Genomic DNA, 21,409 nt, shown 5'->3' on the forward strand with positions numbered 1-21,409 from the left:
GCTAACCCAGGACCCGGGTGATCCACAGATCCGGATCCTCGATTTCGGCTGGGCGGGGCAAGGTCTCGGCGTCGGTCCAGACGGTGTTGAACCGCTCCACTCCGACCCGGCCGACGACGTGGTCGACGAACGCCTTGCCGCGCACGTACTGCGCCACCTTGGCGTCGACGCCGAGCAACGCGCGCAGCAGCCGCTGCACCGGATTGCTGGGCCGGGTGCGGCGCCGGTCGAAGGCGGCCCGGATCTGGCCGACCGTCGGCACCACCGCGGGGCCGACGGCGTCCATCACGTGATCGGCGTGGCCCTCGAGCAGCGTGCCGAGCATGAGCAGCCGGTCCAGCGCCTCGCGCTGCTCCGGCGGCTGGGTGGCGCGCAGCAGCCCGACCACGCCGCGGGTGGCCGGATCGTCGGTGCCGGAGCGGCGGCGCTCGCGCAGCTCCTCGACCAGCCGGCCGAGCATCTCGGCCATCGGCTCGTCGCCGACCTGGCCGAGGATCTCGACGTTGTGGCGCATGTAATCGGCCAGCCAGGGGGCCGAGGAGAACTGCACGCGGTGCGTCACCTCGTGCAGGCACACCCAGAGCCGGAAGTCGGCGGGCGAAACACCCAGCGCGCGTTCGACTCCCATGATGTTGGGGGCGACCAGCAGCAGCGTGCCGTCGGGGCCGGTGAACGGATCGTATTGGCCGAGAATCGCGGTCGAGAGGAAGGCGAGCATGGCGCCGGCCTGCACGCCCGCGGGCTTGCCGCCGAGCAGGCCGCGATCCTGGTCGGCGCCCTCCGGGCCGGTGAGGGCGGACATCGATTCGGCGGCGGCGGCGATCCAGCCGGGCCGGTCCACGACGCGGGCGGCGGGCACCGGGCGGTCGTCGAGCAGGCGACTGACCTCGCGCACCGGGCCCTCGGCGCGCACCGACGCGGCGGCGAGCTCACGCACCACCTGCTCGGCCGAACCGCGCGAGGTGCGCGGGCCCGCGGGCACCAGCGCGGCGCCGGTGCGGGCGGCCAGCTTCCAATCGATCGCACCGGACAACGGGGAGCGTCGCCGCTTGTCCTCCGACGAACTCGGGCCGGCAGTATCGATCGCTTTATCGGCGCCTTCGGCCGAGCCTGTCTCGAACATGGTCAACCACCCGTCACGAGCATCCACAGTTGCGCAGTGTGCCGGCGATCGCGTCCAGGGCGGGCCTGCTCACCTCGGGCGGGCGATCGTTCGACATCAATGCGAAGGTCAGCACCCGGCCGTCACGGTCGAGCACATAACCGACCAACGTGCTCGCCACCGACAGAGTTCCGGTCTTGGCCCGCACCCACCCCGCGGCCGCGTGATTCTGGCTGACGTAGCGCGGGGCCAGCGACCCCGTCGCGCCGGCGATCGGCAGGTCGTCCAGCATCGGGGCCAAAGTGGCGGCGAGCTGGCTGTTTTCGGGCACGGCCTTGGTGCCCGTCGGCTTGACCAGCTGGTCGCCGGTGGGGCGGGCCGCGGTGGCCAGGATCTTGTCCAGCAGGCGCGGGGACACCCGGTCGTCGGTGGACAGCCCGCTCGCGTCGTGCAGGACCGTGCCGGTCAGGTCGAAGCCCGCCTTGGTCAGGGTGGCGCTCAGCCCGGCGACCGCGCCGGCGAAGGAGGCTTCCCGGCCGGTGGCCTTGGCGATCTCGCGCCCGACGGTCTCGGCGAGCACGTTGTCCGAGTGCAGCATCAGCTGGTGCAGCCGCTCCTTGAGCGGCGCGGACTTCACGCTCGCCACCTCGGGCGCGGTCGGTGCGGCGACGCCGAGACGGACCTTCGCCGGGTCCAGCCCGAGGCCGGCGGCCAGCGCCTGCCCGGCGGCCAGCGCCGGCGTCGGGGTGCGCGGCGAGTACTCGACCAGCGGATCCAGCCGGCCGCCGTCGATCATCACCGATTCGATCGGCGCGATGGAACCGCCCGGGATATCGCTGTTCTCCCAGCCCTGCGCCATGGTCGGCCCGGCGTAGGCGGACACGTCCACGACGATCGTGTCGGCCTTGCGGCCGGATTTGCGGATCTGTTCGACCAGGTCGGACAGGCGCGGCGCGTCCGGGTAGTAGCCCTTGCCGTCGGGTTGCGCGGTCAGCGTCGGATCGCCGCCGCCGACCAGGACCAGCTCGTTGGGAGCCGTCCCCGTGACCACCTTGGTGGTCACCCGGGAATCGGCGGGCAGCGCCAGCAGCGCGGCCGCCGAGAGCAGGATCTTCGCGGTGGAGGACGGGATCATCGCCTGGTCCGCGCCCTGGCTCCACAGCGTGTTTCCGCTGTCCGCGTCGCTGACGACGCCGGAGAAGGCGCCCAGGTCGGGATTGCCGACGACCGGCGCGAGCGCCGCCGCCAGCCCGGCCGGGGTGGGCGCGGGCGCGTTCGGCGGCGCGGGCAGCACCTGGGGCGCGGGCTTCACCGGCGCCGGCGGTTCCGCGATGGTCAGGCCACCGTGCCGGAACTCCGGCGTCCACGGCCGCAGAACGTAGAGGCCCGACCCGACCGCCGCGAGTAGCACGCCGAGCACGAGCACGATCGGGATCCACGTTTTGCGCCGTCGAGTGGGCGCGATCGGGCCATTGCTGTAGTTGCCACTTACCACGTGCCGCCGTCTCCCTGGCTTCGCCGAAGCGCACTCCCCGTGCACCTGTCCTGCAACCCCACCGCCCACACTATCCTCGTACCGCTGGCGTTCCCCCGAACACCTGGCGAGTCGGCAGTCGTGCCGCTCGAGACAACCACGTGCATGCGAGGTCAGGCCCGGAGGCGGCAGCATCGTGTAACCATGTAGGGCCCCCGAGCATGCACAATCAGACACCGCAGCAAGAAGGAGATGGCGTGGAATTCGACGTCACCATCGAGATCCCCAAGGGTTCCCGCAACAAGTACGAGGTCGATCACGAGACCGGACGCGTCCGGCTCGACCGCTACCTCTACACCTCGATGGTCTACCCGGCCGACTACGGCTTCATCGAGAACACCCTCGGTGAGGACGGCGATCCGCTGGACGCGCTGGTCCTGCTGCCCGCCTCGGTGTTCCCGGGCGTGATCGTCGAGGCCCGCCCCGTCGCCATGTACAAGATGGAGGACGAGGCCGGCGGCGACGCCAAGGTGCTGTGCGTGCCCGCGGGCGACCACCGCTGGGATCACATCCAGGATCTGGCCGATGTCCCCGCCGACGCGCTGGCCGACATCAAGCATTTCTTCGAGCGTTACAAGGATCTGGAGCCCGGCAAGTTCGTCAAGGGCTCGGAGTGGGTCGGTCGCGCCGAGGCCGAGGCCGAGGTGGAGGCTTCCTTCAAGCGCCTGCAGGAGAACGGCGGGCACTGAGGAACGAGAAGCGGGAAGTCCTTGGGACTTCCCGCTTTTCTGGTTCCGGGGCCCGCCTACCCCGCAACCGACTGCGGCACACCGTGTTCCACGGCCAGGAACGACAGCCAGCTCGGGTGCCGCGGATCGAGCACGATCGACTGATCCTTGATCTTGCGCGACACCGCCGGGGTCAGGAAGTGCCGCGGCCAGCTGGTCCGGGTGATCGCCACCCGCAGCCGGTGCCCGGCGCGCAGCACCGCCTCGGTCGCGTTGATGTCGATGTCGAGTTCGTGCGGCACACCGGGTTCCACCGCCAGCACCGACGCCGCCGTCAGCGGATGCTCGGCCGCGATCAGCTCGCCGTCGACGTGCAGGCTGATCTCCTCGTCCAGCGCCCGCCGGCTCGACAGCAGCGCACCCCGGGTGAGGACGGCCGCCGCGCCGCTCGGCGCGACGTCGCAGACGGTGACCGCCCAGAACGCGTCGGCGCCGGTCGCGACGACCCGCAGGTGCAGGTTCAGCGCGCCGGAGAGCAGCGTGTCGGCGCCCAGCGGAGCGCTGGTGAACACCACGGCGGGCACCTGCGCGGCCCGGTCGTCGGAGGTCCAGCTGGCGCCGAGCAGGGTGGTCAGGCCCATCAGCATCAGCGAGCCGCTCTGCGAGGGCAGCGGCAGCCGGTGCCTGGGCAGCGCCAAAGCCGTTGTCGCCGTGTCGATCACGTCGCCGAGCGTGCCGTCGGCGGCGGCGTGCGCGGCGGTGCCGGTGGCTTCGGCCGACAGATACCAGCGGTGCACCCGGGCCCCGGGATGCGGGAACTCACGCCGCGACACCCAGCCGCCGGTGCCGAGCTGACGCACGGTCACCGGGCCGTACTCGTCGATCCCGTTGTCGATGCCTCTGATCCAGCGATCGAAGAACGCGCACTGCAGCTGATCCAGGCGCTGCGGGTTGCCCGGCGCGCCGAAACCGGAGCCCGGGTTGAGGTGGAAGCCGTCGTCCACCAGCACCTGTTTGCGCCCGCCGTCGAGCGCGAGCCGGCCGAACAGGCGGGTGGGCGAGCGATCGAAGACGTCGTGCCAGCCGCCGTGGATCCAGGTGGCGGCGGTGATGTCCTCGATGCGGGCGCGCCGGGATTCGGCGTCGGGCTGGATGAAGTGCTCCGGGTGCTGGTCGTCGAGCAGCACGCCGAGCACCGAGCCGAGTTTGGTGACGGGGCTGGTGATCCGGTCGTAGAGGTAGCGCGGCGCGGCCCCGGTCTTGATCAGCCCCGGCGCGGACGGCAGCCATTTCAGGCCGTTGACCGCGAGCAGCCAGAATGGCGTGAACACCGACTGCACGCCGCCGGTCAGCGTCAGGTCCTTGTTCGGGTCCTCCGAACCCACCAGGGCGAACACGGCTTTCAGGCCCGGCGGGCGCTTCCCAGCCGCCTGCAGCGCCGAGATGGCCAGGTAGGAGATGCCGGTCATGCCGAGATCGCCGTCGCACCAGGGTTGTTCGCGCACCCAGGCCAGCACCTCGAGCGCGTCGCGCTGCTCGCGGTCGGACATGATCTGCATCCGGCCGGTGGAGGTGCCGGTGCCGCGCACGTCCACGTTGACGTGCACATAGCCGCGCGAGATCAGGGTCCGGCTGGCGCGCACCGTGTCCAGGGTGCCGCCGCTGAGCGCGCGCACCAGTTCCCGGCCGCCGGCCCGCCCGCCGACCGACGGCGGCACCAGCCGATCGACCAGCGGCGCGGCCATGCCCACCAGATCGATCAGCGGGTCGGCCCTGGTCAGCAAGGTCTTGTTGTAGGGGGTCAGGGTGATGATCGCGGGCAGCGGTTCGATGACCGGCGCACCGCGCCGGTGCGCGGGGCGGGTGATGTCCGCGGACAGGATCGTCCCGTCCGACATCCGGATGGCCACACCACGATCGACGTGGACGCGGCGGTAGCGCCGCGGCCCGATCGGGAACCGCGCGTTCGGCGGCAGGCCGGTCCGCTCGTGCGGCAGCGGTGACGGAGATCTTCCAGACGGCGCCATTGCCCACTCCCTACCCGGTCGAGCCCCACTGCCCGAAGCCGTCCCAGACAGAATACCGAGCCGGGGGCGACCTGGGAATCCTCGACACGGTAGTGCCGGCGCTACCGTGACCACTCCCCCGCCCGCGACCCGGAATCCGGTCGCGCACGCCATGGGCGCGGCGGGCCCGGATTCCTAGGCTCGAGCTGGACCGAGGCGAGTTCTCGCCCGGCCCGGAACGGGAGGAACGCATGACCGGCAATCGGTGGAGCACACACAAGCAACGCACGGCCGCGGTCCTGGTCGCCGTCGCCGGCGTCCTGGCCGGGTGCGCCACGACCACCGCCGCCCCGGCGAACCCGATGGCGCGCTTCGAACAGCAAGAGCTGCACTGGAAATCGTGCGACGATCCGCGCCTGGATCCGGCGGGCGCGCGCTGCGCGGACGTCACGGTGCCGCTGAACTACGCGGATCCCGCGGGCCGCACCCTCACCGTCGCGATCTCCCGGATTCCGGCGGCCGATCCCGGCCAGCGGCGCGGAATCATGATGTCGAACTCCGGCGGACCGGGCGGACCGGGACTCGACTACATGATCGACATCGGCAAAGCGCTGACGCCGCAGGGCCGGGCCGCCTACGACCTGATCGGCATGGACCCGCGCGGCGTCGGCCGGTCCACGCCACTGAACTGCGGGTGGCAGCGCGGCTTCGGCCTGGAGTCGGCGGGCGTCGACGCCGGCTCGTTCGCGGAATCCGTTGCCAGACAATCCGAATTGGCCGCGCGGTGCGCCGCCGTCTACGGGGCGGACCTGCCGCAGTACAGCACCCGCAACACCGCGCGCGACATGGACCTGATCCGCGGTCTGCTCGGCGCCGACCGGATCAGCTACTACGGCGCCTCCTACGGCACCTACCTGGGCGCGGTTTTCCTGCAGATGTTCCCGGAACGGGCGGACCGGTTCGTGCTGGACAGCGCGGTCGACCCGCTCCGCTACGGACCGGCCGAAATGCTGCGGCCGATGGGCCCGGCCAACGAGGCGGCGCTGGATCTGTGGGCCGACTGGACGGCGGCCCGCGACGGCGAATTCCGCCTGGGCGCAACGCGGGAGCAGGTCCGGGCCACGCTGCTGGGCCTGATCGAGCGAGCGGGCCGGGACCCGATCCCGGTCGGCAAGTACCGGGTCGACGACCACACGCTGCCGCTGGTCCCCTATGTCGCGCTCGACGATCCCCGCAACTACGCGCTGCTCGCCACCCAGATCCGGCAACTCGCCGACGCCGCCGACGGCAAGCCGGTGGAACCCGGCCCCGAGCTCGACGTGATCTTCGCCCTGACGCTCGACGCCCGGCCACACGACAACTCGGCGCAGATGACGATCATGTGCGCGGACGTCGACGTGCCCCGGGATCCGAACTGGTACTGGCGCAATATCGAAGCCGCGCGCCCGAGCCAGCCGGTGTTCGGCGCGTTCGCCAACAACATCTCGCCGTGCGCCTTCTGGGCCCCGCCGGCCGAGCCGGCCACGGTCGTCGGCAACGCGGCGCCCGCACTGATCGTGCAGTCCACCGGCGACACCCGCACCACCTACGGCGCCGCGCAGGCGATGCGCGAGGCGCTCACCGGCTCCCGGATGGTCACCTTGCAGGACGTGCCGATCCACGCCATCTTCGAGCGCTATCCGAGCGTCTGCGTCGCCGGCGCGATCAACGACTACTTCGACGACGGCGCACTGCCCGCGGCGGACTACACCTGCCGCGCCGACTGAAGTCCCCGGACGCCGGAACCCTCAGCGGGTTCCGGCGTTCAGGTAGGCCAGCACCGCCAGCACCCGCCGATGGCCGACCTCGTCGGCGGCCAGGCCCAGCTTGGCGAAGATGCTCCGAATGTGTTTGAGCACGGCGCCTTCGGTCACCACGAGCCGGCCGGCGATCGTGGCGTTGTCGAGGCCCTCGGCCATCAACCCCAGCACCTCACGTTCCCGGCCGGTCAGCTCGGCCAGCGGATCGTCGGCCCGGCGCCGCACCAGCAGCTGCGCGATCACCTCCGGGTCCATGGCCGTCCCACCGGCCGCCACCCGGCGCAGCGAATCCAGGAACCGATCGACCTTGCCGACGCGTTCCTTGAGCAGATAGCCGACGCCGCCCGCCCCGTCACCCAGTAACTCGGCGGCGTAACTGTCCTCCACGTAGGAGGAGAGCACCAGCACCGGCAGCCCGGGATGAATACCGCGGGCGCGCACGGCGGCGCGCAGCCCGTCGTCGGTGAAGGTGGGCGGGAGCCGGACATCGACCACGACGGCGTCGGGCCGGTCGGCGGTCACCGCGGCCAGGAAATCCGCGGCGTTGTCCACAGCCGCGACCACCTCGATGCCGGCCGTGCTCAGCAACAGGACCAGCCCCTCGCGCAGCAGGGCGTCGTCCTCGGCGATCATGACCCGCACGGCAACTCCACCCGCAACACAGTAGGCCCACCCGCGGGACTGGTGAGCGTCATCCGGCCGTCCAGCGCCTCGGCCCGGCGGCGGATGCCCGCCAGCCCGCCGTCCGCGGTCTCGTGCGCGCCGCCCACGCCGTCGTCGGTGATCTCGACGCGCAGCAGTTCCGGCGCGCCGCCCAGGGTGATCGAAATGCCCTGTGCGGCACTGTGCTTGGTCGCGTTGGTGAGCGCCTCGGTGATGACGAAGTAGGCGGCGGCCTCCACGGCGGCGGGCCGGCGGCCGACACCGGTCAGATCCAGCACGCACGGTATCGGGCTGCGCGCCGCGAGCGCCGAGATCGCGCTGACCAGACCGCGATCGGCGAGCACCGGCGGGTAGACGCTGCGCACCACGTCGCGCAGTTCGGCCAGGGCCGCGGTAGCGGTGTCCTGCGCTGTGCGGACCAGCGCGTCGGCGGCGGCCGGATCCTGGGCGCGCAGCTGGTCGGCCAGGCCCAGCTGCATGATCACCGCCGCGATCCGGGCCTGCGCGCCGTCGTGCAGATCCCGTTCGATGCGGCGCAGTTCGGCGCCGTGCGCGTCCAGCGCGGCGGCACGGGTCGCGGTCAGCTCGGCGACCCGGTCGGCCAGCACCGCGCCTTCGGCGGGGCCGAGCAGGGCCCGGGTGAGCAACGCCTGGCCGCGGGCGAACACCGGGATCTGCAGCACCACCGCGGCCAGCGGCAGCGCCACCAGCGCGGACAGCAGCGCCGTCGGCCAGGAGACGACGTCGATGCCGTAGTTGCTGGCGGGCTCGCCCTCGGGCAGCAGTCGCCAATACGCGGGCAGCAGCGCCTGATTGAGCATGCTCAGCGGCAGGAAGACCGCCAGGATGCCCAGCACCGAGCCGGTCAGCGCGTGCAGCAGCAGCCAGCCGAGGTCACGCCGGTTGGCCGGATCGGCGAACACGGTCCGCAACTGCTGCCCGAGGTCGCCGGTGAGCGGGCGGTAGGCCGGCTCGATCGAAACACCGAGTAGCCGCCCGGCCCGGCGGCGTTCGAAGGCGACGAACGGGCGCAGCAACCGGACCGTCTCCGGTATCGCGGGCACACCGACTCCGATCAGGCTCAGCCCGGCCACGAACAGCAGCCCGACGACGGCGAACATCGCGAGCAGGCCGGTGGCAGCGCCCACCACGAGGAAACCGACCGCGGCGGGTAGCTGCCGCAGCCGGTCTCGGAGGTAGTCGCGCATTCCTACGGTGTAGCACCATTCCGGTCGGCGGTCCCGGTCGGCGGTTGCGCCACCTCGCCGCCCGCGAGCAGCAGCCCGGTCCGATCGACCACCGCCGCTTCGGTCTCCAGCACCGAGGGCGACTCGTCCGGCTTGCTCGCGCCCGCGGCCTGGATGCCGCCCGCGGTCCGCAGCGGCACCTCCTTCCAGAACAGCACCAGCACCAGCGCGACCAGCGCCAGACCGGTCGCCGCGAGGAACACCGAGGACATCGAGTCGGCGAAGCCGACCTGGAACGGCCGGGCCAGCTCCGGGCTCAGCCGCTGGATGATCGAGCTGTCCTTCAGCACGTCGGCCGCCGCCGAGGTGTCCTGCGCGGCCAGCCCTCGGGCCAGCGCGACGTCGGCCGGGTTGTCGCTGCTCAATCCGGCCACGACGGCCTGCTGGAACGCCGGATCCGCGGCCGCGGCGCGCATCTGGTCGCTGATGTTCGGGGTCAGCTGCGCGAACAGGATGGACAGGAACACCGCGACGCCGAGCGTGCCGCCGATCTGCCGGAAGAAGGTCGCCGACGCGGTGGACACGCCCATGTCCTTGGGCGGCAGCGCGTTCTGCAGCGCCAGGGTCAGCGGCTGCATCAGGTTGCCGAGGCCGAAACCGGTGCAGGCCATGAAGATCATGGCGAGCCACAGCGGGCTGTCGGCGTCCAGGAAGTGCAGTAGAAACAGGCCCAGCGTCAGCATGCCGGCGCCGATGATCGGGAAGACGCGGTAGCGCCCGGTGCGCGAGATCAGCTGACCCGACACCACCGAACCGGTCATCAGGCCCAGCACCATCGGCAGCATCTGCATACCGGCCAGCGTCGGGCTCGCGCCCTTGACCACCTGCAGGTACTGCGGCAGCAGCGAGATGCCGCCGAACATGGCCGAGCCGACCACGAACGAGATGACCACGCCGAGCGCGAACGTCCGGTTGGCGAAGATCCGCAGCGGGATCAGCGCCGTGTCCTTCAGCCCCTTCTCCACCACGATGAAGCCGAGGATGCCGAGCACGCCGATGACGTAGCAGGCGAGGGCGGCCGGGCTGCGCCAACCCCATTCGCGCCCTTGCTCGGCCACGATCAGCAGCGGCACCAGGCCGACGGCCAGCACCACCACGCCCCACCAGTCGACCCGGTCGGTCGAGTGCGGCTTGCGGGGCAGCTTCAGCACGCGCGAGACCACGGCCAGCGCGACCAGGCCCAGCGGCACGTTCACCAGGAACACCCAGCGCCAGCCGGCCACGCCCAGCAGCGTCTCCTGCCCGGCGAGCACGCCGCCCAGCACGGGGCCGATCACGCTGGAGGTGCCGAAAACGGCGAGGAAGTAGCCCTGGTAGCGGGCGCGTTCGCGCGGGCTGACGATGTCGCCGAGGATGGCCAGCGCCAGCGACATCAGGCCGCCCGCGCCCAGGCCCTGGAAGGCGCGGAACGCTGCCAGCTGATACATCGATTGGGCCAGCGTGCACAGCAGCGAGCCGAGCACGAACAGCACGATCGCGGCCATGAAGAACGGCTTGCGGCCGAACATGTCCGACAACTTGCCGTAGAGCGGCGTCGCCAGGGTGGCGGTGATCAGGTAGGCGGTGGTGGCCCACGCCTGCATCGAATAGCCGTCGAGATCGTCGGCGATGGTGCGGATGGCGGTGGAGACGATGGTCTGGTCGAGCGCGGCCAGCAGCATCCCGAGCATCAGGCCGCTCATGATCGTCAGGATCTGTCTGTGGCTGAAGCCCGACTGCGTCGCCGCGGGCGCTGTGGTGGTGCTCAAGAAACCTGCTCCGTTTCCCTGTCTTTCGCGTGCGCGGCGATCGCGGCGGTGACCATGCTGGGCCGGACCCGATCGAAGTCGTCGACGAACTGCCGTAGCAGCTCGGCGAACAGCTGCCGGTTCTCCGGCGTCCACTCGGCCATCACCCGGGTCAGGTTGGCGCGGCGGCGCTGCCGGATCTCCTCGGCGACCTCGCGGCCGTGGTCGGTGACCTCGAGTACCGAGGCTCGTCCGTCGGCCGGGTCGGCGGTGCGCCGCACCAGCCGGCGTTCCACCAGGTGCGCGACCTGGCGGCTGATCGTCGAGGCGTCGGAATACAGCACCTCGGCCAGAGCGCCCGAGCGCATCGGCCCGTCGCACAGCAACCGGAACAGAATCGCGAACGCGGCGGGATCGACGCCGCCCGTGGTGCGGATCTGGACCGCCGCGCGTTCGCGGAGACGCTGCAGCCGGGTGAGCTGCAGCGCGATCGCGTCGACTACGTGCTCGTCAGCGTCCACCGAATCACCTTTACTTGCATCAATCAATTAGTTGTTCGATACAAGTAGTACGCAGCACGAAAAGAAAGGGCAAACAGATACTCGGGCTTTACCGCCCCTTGAACTGGGGATCCCGCTTCTGGAACACGGCCTGGATGGCCTCGGTCAGATCCTCCGACGGCAGGAAGGCCGCGTTCCAGGCCGACACGTAGCGCAGGCCCTCGGCCACCGCGGACTTGTCGCGCTGATCCAGCACGTCCTTCACACCCTGCACCACCAGCGGCGGATTCGCCGCGATCTCGCGGGCGGTCGCGCGCGCGGCCTCCAGCGCGGCCTGCTGGTCCGCGAAGACGTCGTTGACCAGACCGATCTTCTCGGCGCGGGCGGCATCGATGTCCTTGCCGGTGTAGGCGAGCTCACGCAGGTGCCCTTCGCCGATGATGCCGGGCAGGCGCTGCAGCGAGCCGACGTCGGCGACGATGGCGACCTTCGCCTCGCGCAGGCTGAACTTGGCCTCGGCGCTCGCGTAGCGGATGTCCACGGCGGCAATGAGATCCAGGCCGCCGCCGATGCACCAGCCCGAGACCGCCGCGATCACCGGCTTGCCGCACTCGGCGACCGCGGTCACCGAGGCCTGCAAGCGGCGGATTTCCTTGAGGAAATCGGTACGCGGGGCCGCCAGGGCCTGCTCCCCCAGCAGCGGGCCGAAGGTGCCGGACATGGCCGGCAGGTCCAGGCCGTAGGAGAAATGCTTGCCCGAGCCGGTGAGCACGATGGCGCGCACCTCGGGATCGGCGTCGAGTTCGGCGAAGATGAGCGGGAGTTCGCGCCAGAAATCCGGGCCCATGGCGTTGCCCTTGCCGGGACCGGTCAGCGTCACCTGCGCGACGTGGTCCTCGGTCTCGACGGTGAATGCCTTCCAGTCAGTCATTTGTACAGCGTAACGTGCAGCCCTTGCGCTGATCGAGCGGTGTAAAACCTACGCAAAATCGCTGCCGAACGGCTGGCCGGAGCCGACGCGCACGGGGATCATTCGAGGAATCAGCAAACCTGCAGATCGGGTTCGGAGGTCGTCATGCTGATGCATCAGGGAATCGGGCTGGATCGCTTCAACACCCTGACCCGCGGTCGCGCCGTGCACGCGCTGTACGAGTGCTGCGCCAACGTCACCTGGGCCGCGCGCCTGGCCGAGGCCCGCCCGTTCGAGGACCGGGACACGCTGCTGGCCATGGCCGACAAAGAGGTGCTCGCGCTGTCCGCCTCCGACCTGGACCGTGCACTCGATGCCGTCGTGCACGAGACGCCGGCCGCCCGGACAGTGGACGAGCTGGCCCGGATCACCCGGGACCGGCTCGACGAGATGCTCGGGCCCGCCGAGGGCTACCCGGAGTACCGCACCTAGTTCTGTTCGGCGTGCACCGAATCACTCCCGCGGCGGAAAACACTGGTCAGCACCGCACGCGAGGCGACGCGACCGGATACGCCCCGGAGCAACCGGACAACCTGGGCGTAGGTTCGACGTGTGACCGAAGCACCACCGCCCGAAACCGGCATCGCTGTCCCGGATGACCTGAGCGGGATCACCGCCGAGCTGTACCGCGCGTCCATGCGCCACTATCCGGCCGGCGTCACCGTGGTCACGCTCGCCTCCCCCACCGGCCCGGTCGGGTTCACCGCCACCTCGTTCGCGTCGTTGTCGCTGGAACCGCCGCTGATCTCGTTCAACATCGCGCACACCTCCTCCAGCATCGAGGCATTGCGCGCCGCCGATTCGGTGGTCGTACATTTCCTGGGCGAGCACCAGCAGCACCTGGCGCAGCGCTTCTCCCGCAGCGCCGACCAGCGCTTCGCCGATCACTCGCTGTGGACCACCTTGCAGAGCGGCGAGCCGGTGCTGCACGGGACGCCGATCTGGCTGCGCGCCACGGTGCACCAGCTGATCGAGATCGGCGATCACACCTTCGTGGTCGGCCTGGTCACCCGCGTGCACGACGAGACCGGCGAAAAGCCCGCCGCCGCACCGCTTCTCTACTACAACGGCCGCTATCACCGGCCGACCGAACTGGATCACTGACCCCTCCGATCGTTCCGTTCGCACCCGAGCTTCAGCCCGGGCTCGCGCACCCTGCCCGGCGGCAACCCGAACATCTACGACGTGCGGAAAGGCGACGGCGCGTGGGGGCCCTACATCGAATTCGCCGGCGCCCGGTGCGAGGTCGGTTTCCACGGCAGCTTCGGCTGCAAGTCCAAGGGCCGCTCCTGGAACGAGTACAGCGGCATCGTCTCGGCCTGACCCCAGCAAGGAAAGCCCCGCACCTCCACGAGGGAGCTACGGGGCTTTCCTGTGGCGTTACCTCTGGGCCGGGCGCCGTTGACCGCCCCAGGAGAAACGTTTTCAGACCGCCGCGGCGGCCTGCTGGTTCGCGGCGTCCAGCACGGACTGGAGTTCGGCGTTGAAGCGCTCGGCGGCCTCGATATTGCCGAGATGCCCGGTGGGCCAGACGTGGTAGCCGACCAGGCTGCCCGTCTCGCGCAGCGCGGCGACGATGCGCCGGTTCATCCGCTCGGGCAGCAGGCGATCCGCCGAGCCCGCGATGACCGTGGTCGGCACGGTCAGGTACTTCGCGGAGTCGCCCAGATCGATCTCGGCGAGCGCGGCGGCGTAGAGACCGCGGATTAGCGGCCGGCAGGCGCGCACGATGGCGAGCCCGAAATCGACCTCGTCGGCGGTGGCCCGGCTGGTCAGCACGCGAGCCTTGAAGATCGCGCGCACCAGCGGCATTCCGGTGAGCGGGACCGGCGCGGAGAGCACCGTCTTGCCGACGATGATCGGCATGCGCACCCCCGCGCCGAGCACGCTGATCGCGCGGCCGCCGACCACGAGCGGCTTGTTCAGCAGCGGCAGCAGATCCATCTCCTCGCGCAGATCCGCGGCGGCGGTGTTCAGCAGCACGACGGCGGCGGCCCGGCGGGTGACCTGCTCCGGGTAACGCGCGGCCCAGGCCTGCAGGGTGAACCCGCCCATGCTGTGCCCGACCAGGACGGCGCGGCGGCCGCGCGGCAGCGTCGCGTCCAGGACGGTGGCCAAGTCGTCGGCGAGGGTGTCGGCGCCGGGCGTGCGGCGGCCGAACTGGCTCTCGCCGTGCCCGCGCTGGTCGTAGCAGATCACGCGGTAGCGGTCGGCGAAGGCGTTGATCTGCGGATTCCAGTACTCGATGCTGCAACTCCAGCCGTGCACCAGCACCAGCACCTCGCCGTCGGCGGGGCCGTAGGCGTGCACGCGCAACCGGACGCCGTCGACGGTGGTGACCGGGATGACCTCGGCGGGGACCGCGGGCTTGTTGAAGGCGGCGGTTTCGAAGGTGCGGTTCCGCAGTGCGGCGCGGTAAGCGGCATTCAGCGGTTCGGCGGCACGCACCCCCGCCAGCGTCTTCATCGACGTGACCAGCATTCGAGCACTCCTTTGTGTCTGCCGCCACAGTACAGTGCAAGCTGCGTGCTAGCTAGTGCAAGCACCCGATGACGGAAATCCTGGCTCAACCGGTGGAGTACCCGGAAATCGGTCCGGTCAACACTGTCCTCCGCCTGCGAAATCGCCGGTGGGCCAACATTGTCGGCGGGTGGTGGCAGGATCGCGGCATGGCAACCCAGCAGATCGGCCTGGCTGCTCCGATTCCCGTGCTGCGCATCTTCGACGTGCCCAAGGCCTACGAGTTCTACCGCGACTACCTCGGCTTCACCGTGGATTGGGAGCACCGCTTCGGCACGAACTTCCCGCTCTACGCCCAGGTCTCACGCTCGGCCGCCGAGCTGCACCTGAGCGAGCACCACGGCGACGGCACCCCCGGCTCGGTGGTTTGGATCGCCGTCGACGATATCCACGCCTTCCATGCCGAACTCGCGCCCAAGGACTATCGCTACGCCAAACCCGGCGCCCCGGCGGACGGCCCAGGCGGCCCCGGCTTCGACCTGGGCGATCCGTTCGGCAACGTGCTGCGCTTCGCGCAACCCGGCTAGCCGGATCGCGTGGCGGGCCCGGCCGGCACGCGGCTACCGTGGTTGATTGTGGACAGCACGCACCTCCCCTCCGGACCAACCGCTTTCCGGGCGAAGCATTCGGGCTGGCGCGCCCTGGGCGCGCCGCTGCTCACCGCGGCCGCGGGCATCGGAGCCGTTGCGCTGCTGCACTTCCGGGATCCGCACGTCGAGGGGTCCTACGGTTTCTGCCCCCTCTACGCGCTGTCCGGGATCTACTGCCCCGGCTGCGGCGGAATGCGCGCGGTCCACAATCTCACCGACGGCCGGATCATCGATTCGCTGCACAGCAACCTGATCGCGATCCCGCTGCTGGCCACCTTCGCGTTCTTCGTCGGCCTGTGGACGGTGCGCGCCTGGCAGGGCCGGCGGATGACGGTGCCGCAGGTCAACCGGCCGCTGCTGGTCGTTCTGCTGATCGTGATCGTCATCTACTCGGTGCTGCGCAACACGCCCTGGGGTACCTGGCTCGCGCCGGTCTGATTCCCGGCTCCGCGATGGGGCACGCTGTAGTCATGAGCGAATCATTGAAGCAACGCGTCCGCGCCAAACTGGTCCGCCAACTCGACGAGGACGGCACGCCCGCGCCCGACACCGCCGACACCCGCCAGGTCTCGGTGTCCACCGATCTCGAGGCGCTCGACCGCGTCGCCGACGACGATCCGCTGGTCGAAGAGCTCGCCGCCCGCTACCTCGTGTCCTGACGCCGCGGCGGCGGCAGCGCGGGCAACTGTTCCCGCCGCAGCCAGCCGTCCCACAGCGCCCGTAGCGGCGCCGGGGTGTAGTGGGCGGCCAGATCGGTGAATTCCTCGGTGCCGACCGAGGCGTGCCGGTACCGGGTCGTCCAATCCCGCAGCAGGTCGAAGAACGCGGCGTCGCCCAGTTCCAGCCGCAGGGCGTGCAGGGTCAGCGCACCGCGCTTGTAGACCCGGTCGTCGAACATCCACCGCGGCCCCGGATCGCCGACGACGATGTCCTGGGGCTGCCGCGCCAGATTGTGCCGGGCCGCGCGGGCCTGCTGATCCGCGGTCGGCCCGCCGGCGGCCTCCGACCAGATCCACTCGGCGTAGCAGGCGAAGCCCTCGTGCAGCCAGATGTCGCGCCACTGCCGGATGGTGAGGCTGTTGCCGAACCACTGATGCGCCAGCTCGTGCGCCACCAGGCGCTCCGCGCCGCGGCGGCCGTCGCAGTGGTTCGCGCCGAAGATCGACAGCCCCTGCGCCTCGATCGGAATCTCCAGTTCGTCACCGGTGACGACCACGGTGTAGGACTCGAAGGGATACGGGCCGAACCGCTCGGTGAACAGCGCCATCATCTCGGGCTGGCGCGCGAAATCGTGCTCGAAGTCGGCGCGCAGGCGCGCGGGCAGCACGGCGTGCATGGGCACGGCGCTGCTCACCGAGCCGACCCGGTACTTCTGATAGGGCCCGATCTGGATGGTGGCCAGGTAGCTGGCCATCGGTTCGGTCTGCTCGTAGACCCAGGTGGTCTGGCTGGCCTTGGTCTGCTTGCGCAGCAGTTTGCCGTTGGCCAGGGCATAGAACGGACTGTCGGTGGTGATCGAGATCCGGTAGCTGGCTTTGGAACTCGGGTGATCGTCGCAGGGGAACCAAGAGGCCGCGCCGTTGGGCTGACTGGCCACCAGCGCACCCTCGGTCAGCTCCTCCCAGCCGACCTCGCCCCACAGCCCGCGCACCGGCTTCGGCACGCCCGCGTACTGCACCACCAGCACCAGCGCACCGCCCGCCGGAATCCGCTGGGCCGGGGTGATCACCAGCTTGCCGTTGCGGTGTGTGTACCGCGCGGCCTTGCTCCCGTTCACGAAAACCTTGGCAACCGTGAGGGATTGGGACAGATCCAGGGCGAACAGGTCGCGGGCCTCGGTGCTGACGGCGGTGATCTCGGCGCGCCCTGCCAGCCGGTTGCTGGCGACCTTGTAGACCAGGTCCAGCTCGTAGCGCGAGACGCGATAACCCCGATTGCCGTTCTGCGGCAGGTACTCGTCGATGGGCGGCTCGTAGAACTTGCCCCGCATCAACGCCCCGTACTCGCGTCGCCGGACCACGGCGCGATCGGATTGCCCCACCATCGGGTCGAGGGCGGGACCGCGTCACCGCGCATGACCAGCGACGCGGGGCCGATGGTGGCGCCCGCGCCGATGACCGAGGCGGGCAGCGCGACACAGTGCGGGCCGAGCGTGGCGCCGGGCGCCAGGGTGACGGTGTCCATGGCCATGATGCGGTCGTGGAACAGATGGGTCTGCACCACACAGCCGCGTTCCACGGTCGCGCCGTCGCCGAGTGTCACCAGGTCTGCCTCCGGTAGCCAGTAGGACTCGCACCATACCCCGCGGCCGATCCGGGCGCCGAGTCCGCGCAACCACAGGTTGAGTACGGGTGTACCCGTTGCCGCGCGGGCGAACCAGGGCGCGGCCACGGTCTCCACGAAGGTGTCGGCGACCTCGTTGCGCCATACGAACGAGCTCCACAGCGGATGCTCCTCGGCCCGGATCCGGCCCACCAGCAACCATTTCGCGAGCACCGCGGCCGCGCCCGCGACCGCGCCGGCGACCAGCAGCACCACGCCGCTGAGCAGGGCCGCCAGCTCGTGGCCGAAGGTCTGGGCCAGCCAGGCCAGCGCGAAGATCACTCCGAGCCCGATCGCGAAGGTCACGAAAACCGGTATCAGCCTGCATGTTTCGACGATGCCGCGGGCCACGCGCAGGCGCGCGGGCGGATCGAAGGTGCGCTCGGTGTCGCCCGATTCCGAGGCGCGGCGCAACCGCACCGGCGGGCTGCCCAGCCACGAGGAACCGGCCTTGGCCTTGCTCGGCGCGGCCGAAAGCACCGCCACCAGGCCGTTCTTCGGCACCCGGCGGCCGGGCGCGGTCATCCCGGAGTTGCCGAGGAAGGCCCGCTTGCCCACCTTGGCCTCGCCGATGCGCAGCCACCCGCCGCCGAGTTCGTAGCTGGCGATCATGGTGTCGTCGGCCAGGAACGCGCCGTCGGCGACGGTAGTGAACTTCGGCAGCAACAGCACCGTCGAGGCTTCGACGTGCTTGCCGACCTTGGCGCCGAGCAGCCGCAGCCAGATCGGCGTCAGCAGGCTGGCGTAGAGCGGGAACAGGAAGGTGCGCGCCGCGTCCAGCAGGCGCTCGGTGGACCACGCCTGCCAGCCGATCCGGCTGCGCACCGGGTGGTAGCCCTCGCGTAGCCCGATGCTGAACAGCCGCACCGCGACGATGGTGACCGCCGCGTAGAGCCCGAGGCTGAGCAGCATCGCGACCGGCAGGATCGCGAACGCGCGCACCAGACCCGCGCCGAGGGTGCGCGTATCGCGGATCCACCACGCGATGAACGCCCCGCCCGCGCCGATGCCCAGGATCGGGACCGCCGCCAGCACCATCGAGGTGAGGCCGAAGATCGGCACCCAGTGCGTGGCGCGCGCCGGGGTCTCCTCCGGCCAGCGATGCTGTGCCTTGCCGACCTTCGCCGCGGGCGACCCGCCCCACTCCTGCTCGGCCTTGACCTTCCCGGCCACCGCCGACCCCGGCGCGATCTCCGCGTTCTTCCCGATCCTGGTGCCCGGCAGCAGGATCGAGCGCGCGCCCACGACCGCGCCCGGGCCGATGGTGATCGGGCCCAGGTGGACCAGATCGCCGTCGATCCAGTAGCCGGACAGGTCGACCTCGGGTTCGATGCTGCACCCGTCGCCGAGTTCGAGCATGCCGGTGACCGGCGGCAGGGTGTGCAGGTCGACGCCCTGGCCGATCTTCGCGCCCAGCGCCCGGGCGAACGGCACCATCCACGGTGCGCCCGAGAGGTTTTCCGCGCCGCTGGCCTCGGACAGCCGGACCGCCGTCCACAGCCGCAGATGCACCCGGCCGCCGCGCGGGTAGCTACCCGGCTCGACGCCGCGCAGCAGCAGCCGGGATCCGGCGACGCACAGCGCCATGCGGCCGGGCGGGGAGATGAACAGCAGGAACGCCACCAGCGCCCACCACCAGGACAGGTGCGGCAGCCACGGCAGCGCGCCGTAGCGGGCCGCGATATTGCCCACGATCGCCAGCCAGGTAAGCCATTGCAGGCCGGTCAGCGTCGTCAGTGGCACGGTGGCCAGGACCTGGAACAGTTGCGCGCGCAGCGGGGTGGGGCGCACGACCCGTTCGTCCACCGCCTCGGCGGGCGCGCTGCCGTCCAGGAACTCGGCCAGCGCCCCGAGCCGCGGGTGGTCGTAGAGGTCTGCGACCGCGACCCGCGGATACCGTTCCCGCAGCGCGGCCACCAGCTGCGCGGCCGCTAGCGAGCCGCCGCCGAGGTCGAAGAAGTCGGTGTCCGGGCCGGTGGCCTCCGCGCCGAGAATCGCGTCCCACAGTCCGGCGACCCACTGCGCGGTCGGCGACAGACCGGCCTCGGCGTCGCTGTCGGGCTGCTTGGGCAGCGGCCAGGGCAGGGCGTCGCGATCCACCTTGCCCGAGGTGCGGGTGGGCAGTTCGGCGACCACCGCCAGCCGGGGCACCAGCGGCGCCGGCAGCTGCTCGGCCAGGATCGCCCGGGCCGCGGCCGCGTCGAAACCGGCGTCGGGGCCGGTCAGATAGCCGACCAGGATCTTGTTGCCCGCCTTGGTACTCCGGATGGCGGCGGCCGCGCCGGTGACCCCGGGTAGGTGCTGCAGCGCGTTGTCGATCTCGCCGAGTTCGATCCGGCGGCCGCCGAGTTTGATCTGATCGTCGGCCCGGCCGAGGAACACCAGGCCCGCGCGGTCGTTGCGCACCAGATCACCGCTGCGGTAGGCCCGGTCCCAGCCGAGGGCGGGCAGCGGCGCGTACTTCTCCGCGTCCTTGGCCGGGTCCAGGTAGCGGGCCAGGCCGACGCCGCCGATGACGAGCTCGCCGGATTCGCCCTCCGGCACCGGATTTCCGTCCGCGTCGACGACGGTGAGATCCCAGCCGTCCAGCGGGAGCCCGATCCGCACCGGCCACTGCCCGTTCAGCAGGGCCGCGCAGGCCACGACGGTGGCCTCGGTCGGGCCGTAGGTGTTCCACACCTCGCGCACGATCTCGGAATCGGTGTTGCCCGCGAGCTTTTCGGCCAGTTCCGGCGGCACCGCCTCGCCGCCGAAGATGAGCAGCCGGACCGAATCCAGTGCCTCGGCGGGCCAGGTGGCCGCGAGCGTCGGCACGGTGGAAACGATGCTGATCTCCCGGCGCACCAGCCACGGCCCCAGATCCGCGCCGGTCCGCACCAGGGCGCGCGGCGCCGGCACCAGGCAGGCGCCGTGCCGCCAGGCCAGCCACATCTCCTCGCAGGACGCGTCGAAGGCGACCGACAGCCCGGCCAGCACCCGGTCACCGGGCCCGATCGGCGCGTCCTGCAAGAACAGCCGCGCCTCGGCGTCGACGAACGCGGCGGCATTGCGATGGGTGACCGCGACGCCCTTCGGCGTGCCGGTGGAACCCGAGGTGAAGATGATCCAGGCGTCGTCCTGCGGACTCGGCGGTGCGACGGATTCGGCTGCCGCCGTGCCGGTTCCGGCCTGGGTGCGCTCGATACCGGACGCGGTGACGATCGCGCTGACCCGCGCCTCCCCGAACACCAGCCGGGCCCGTTCGTCCGGATCGTCGGCGTCGACCGGCACGTAGGCCGCGCCCGCGTGCAACACCGCGAGGATGGTCACGTAGAGCGCACTGCTCCCGGAGGGCATGCGCACGCCGACCCGATCCCCGGCCCGCACGCCCGCCGCGGCGAGCCGGCCGACCACCATGTCGACCTCGTTGAGCAGTTCCAGGTAGCCGAGCACCGTCTCGCCGTCGTCGAGGGCCGGGGCGTCCGGATAGGTGTCGGCGGTGGCGGCCAGCACGTCCACCAGCGTGCGGGCCGGCGGGGCAAGAGTGCCGCGCAGCAACGGATTCGGTAGCACGTCCTCGCCCGCTACCTCATCGACCTCCGGCTGGAGCATGCGTCCTGCCCACCTCTCATAGACCTACCTAGCGCAGACGGCATCTTGCACGACCAGGGTTACCAGTGGGCAAACACATCGGGTGCCCAACGGTCCACCGTACCTCCGGATACGGTCGGCGGCCGTTGACCGAACCGCGCGGTCGGTGCCGGTCGGCGTACGTTTTTCGA

The 21,409-nt window shown here is 70.9% G+C and carries 19 protein-coding genes; 8 read left to right on the forward strand and 11 right to left on the reverse strand.

Features of this window, described 5'->3' with window-relative positions:
* Position 1: 1 nt before the first annotated feature.
* Together AB0I43_RS27950 and dacB are read right to left on the reverse strand one after the other, a co-directional pair.
* Entirely contained in the window at positions 2–1,123 is a 1,122-nt protein-coding gene (locus AB0I43_RS27950; protein ID WP_356974665.1) for a zinc-dependent metalloprotease, read from the reverse strand.
* A gap of 13 nt (positions 1,124–1,136) precedes the next feature.
* Positions 1,137–2,477: a D-alanyl-D-alanine carboxypeptidase/D-alanyl-D-alanine-endopeptidase gene (gene dacB, locus AB0I43_RS27955; RefSeq protein ID WP_356975252.1), complete on the reverse strand. Its 1,341-nt coding sequence runs from the start codon at positions 2,475–2,477 to the stop codon at positions 1,137–1,139.
* Between the two features lie 356 nt (positions 2,478–2,833).
* Here dacB and AB0I43_RS27960 point away from each other — a divergent pair, with 356 nt between their 5' ends.
* A complete protein-coding gene (locus AB0I43_RS27960) occupies positions 2,834–3,325 on the forward strand; it encodes an inorganic diphosphatase (RefSeq protein ID WP_356974664.1) in 492 nt (163 codons plus the stop codon).
* Between the two features lie 56 nt (positions 3,326–3,381).
* Here the strand turns inward: AB0I43_RS27960 and AB0I43_RS27965 are convergent, their stop codons facing one another.
* Positions 3,382–5,331, reverse strand: coding sequence for a CocE/NonD family hydrolase (locus tag AB0I43_RS27965; protein ID WP_357432846.1), 1,950 nt, complete (start codon positions 5,329–5,331; stop codon positions 3,382–3,384).
* A 230-nt stretch (positions 5,332–5,561) separates the two neighbouring features.
* Here AB0I43_RS27965 and AB0I43_RS27970 point away from each other — a divergent pair, with 230 nt between their 5' ends.
* Positions 5,562–7,076 (forward strand): alpha/beta fold hydrolase, encoded by a 1,515-nt coding sequence (locus AB0I43_RS27970; RefSeq protein ID WP_356974662.1) that lies wholly within the window; start codon positions 5,562–5,564, stop codon positions 7,074–7,076.
* A gap of 21 nt (positions 7,077–7,097) precedes the next feature.
* On the opposite strand, the gene AB0I43_RS27975 is transcribed toward AB0I43_RS27970, so the two are convergent.
* The 5 genes from AB0I43_RS27975 to AB0I43_RS27995 form a co-directional block, all read right to left on the reverse strand.
* Complete coding sequence (locus AB0I43_RS27975; RefSeq protein WP_356974660.1) at positions 7,098–7,751, reverse strand: response regulator transcription factor; 654 nt, start codon at positions 7,749–7,751, stop codon at positions 7,098–7,100.
* On the reverse strand, positions 7,739–8,980 hold the full coding sequence (locus AB0I43_RS27980) for a sensor domain-containing protein (RefSeq protein ID WP_356974658.1): 1,242 nt from the start codon (positions 8,978–8,980) through the stop codon (positions 7,739–7,741). Before AB0I43_RS27980 ends, AB0I43_RS27975 begins: the two co-directional genes overlap by 13 nt.
* A gap of 2 nt (positions 8,981–8,982) precedes the next feature.
* Positions 8,983–10,767 (reverse strand): MDR family MFS transporter, encoded by a 1,785-nt coding sequence (locus AB0I43_RS27985; protein ID WP_356974656.1) that lies wholly within the window; start codon positions 10,765–10,767, stop codon positions 8,983–8,985.
* Positions 10,764–11,267, reverse strand: a complete 504-nt coding sequence (locus tag AB0I43_RS27990) for a MarR family transcriptional regulator (protein WP_356974654.1) — start codon at positions 11,265–11,267, stop codon at positions 10,764–10,766. Before AB0I43_RS27990 ends, AB0I43_RS27985 begins: the two co-directional genes overlap by 4 nt.
* Before the next feature lie 88 nt (positions 11,268–11,355).
* On the reverse strand, positions 11,356–12,177 hold the full coding sequence (locus tag AB0I43_RS27995; protein WP_356974652.1) for a crotonase/enoyl-CoA hydratase family protein: 822 nt from the start codon (positions 12,175–12,177) through the stop codon (positions 11,356–11,358).
* Between the two features lie 144 nt (positions 12,178–12,321).
* Between AB0I43_RS27995 and AB0I43_RS28000 the strand changes: the two genes are divergently transcribed.
* The 3 genes from AB0I43_RS28000 to AB0I43_RS28010 all read left to right on the forward strand — a co-directional run bounded on the left by AB0I43_RS28000 (position 12,322) and on the right by AB0I43_RS28010 (position 13,539).
* Positions 12,322–12,648: a 2-oxo-4-hydroxy-4-carboxy-5-ureidoimidazoline decarboxylase gene (locus AB0I43_RS28000; RefSeq protein WP_356974650.1), complete on the forward strand. Its 327-nt coding sequence runs from the start codon at positions 12,322–12,324 to the stop codon at positions 12,646–12,648.
* Between the two features lie 204 nt (positions 12,649–12,852).
* Positions 12,853–13,320, forward strand: a complete 468-nt coding sequence (locus AB0I43_RS28005; RefSeq protein WP_356975250.1) for a flavin reductase family protein — start codon at positions 12,853–12,855, stop codon at positions 13,318–13,320.
* An 81-nt stretch (positions 13,321–13,401) separates the two neighbouring features.
* On the forward strand, positions 13,402–13,539 hold the full coding sequence (locus AB0I43_RS28010; protein WP_356974648.1) for a hypothetical protein: 138 nt from the start codon (positions 13,402–13,404) through the stop codon (positions 13,537–13,539).
* A gap of 102 nt (positions 13,540–13,641) precedes the next feature.
* Here AB0I43_RS28010 and AB0I43_RS28015 read toward each other — a convergent pair whose 3' ends face one another.
* Positions 13,642–14,697 (reverse strand): alpha/beta hydrolase, encoded by a 1,056-nt coding sequence (locus AB0I43_RS28015; protein WP_356974646.1) that lies wholly within the window; start codon positions 14,695–14,697, stop codon positions 13,642–13,644.
* A 188-nt stretch (positions 14,698–14,885) separates the two neighbouring features.
* Between AB0I43_RS28015 and AB0I43_RS28020 the strand changes: the two genes are divergently transcribed.
* The 3 genes from AB0I43_RS28020 to AB0I43_RS28030 are packed head-to-tail and all read left to right on the forward strand — an operon-like array spanning position 14,886 to position 15,985.
* Positions 14,886–15,263, forward strand: a complete 378-nt coding sequence (locus AB0I43_RS28020) for a glyoxalase superfamily protein (protein WP_356974644.1) — start codon at positions 14,886–14,888, stop codon at positions 15,261–15,263.
* 48 nt (positions 15,264–15,311) lie between these two features.
* Positions 15,312–15,764 carry a DUF2752 domain-containing protein gene (locus AB0I43_RS28025; protein WP_356974642.1) on the forward strand — a complete coding sequence of 151 codons (453 nt, stop codon included), beginning with the start codon at positions 15,312–15,314 and terminating at the stop codon, positions 15,762–15,764.
* A 32-nt stretch (positions 15,765–15,796) separates the two neighbouring features.
* The gene (locus tag AB0I43_RS28030) at positions 15,797–15,985 is read left to right on the forward strand and encodes a hypothetical protein (RefSeq protein ID WP_356974641.1); all 189 of its coding nucleotides are present in this window, start codon (positions 15,797–15,799) and stop codon (positions 15,983–15,985) included.
* Here the strand turns inward: AB0I43_RS28030 and AB0I43_RS28035 are convergent.
* Both AB0I43_RS28035 and AB0I43_RS28040 read right to left on the reverse strand, forming a co-directional pair.
* Positions 15,970–17,316 (reverse strand): M1 family metallopeptidase, encoded by a 1,347-nt coding sequence (locus tag AB0I43_RS28035; RefSeq protein WP_356975248.1) that lies wholly within the window; start codon positions 17,314–17,316, stop codon positions 15,970–15,972. The genes AB0I43_RS28030 and AB0I43_RS28035 overlap by 16 nt on opposite strands.
* Entirely contained in the window at positions 17,316–21,239 is a 3,924-nt protein-coding gene (locus tag AB0I43_RS28040) for a Pls/PosA family non-ribosomal peptide synthetase (protein ID WP_356974639.1), read from the reverse strand. The genes AB0I43_RS28035 and AB0I43_RS28040 overlap by 1 nt, the downstream gene beginning before the upstream one ends.
* Between the last annotated feature and the right edge of the window lie 170 nt (positions 21,240–21,409).

Source organism: Nocardia sp. NPDC050435, from assembly GCF_040655395.1.
Classification (GTDB): domain Bacteria; phylum Actinomycetota; class Actinomycetes; order Mycobacteriales; family Mycobacteriaceae; genus Nocardia.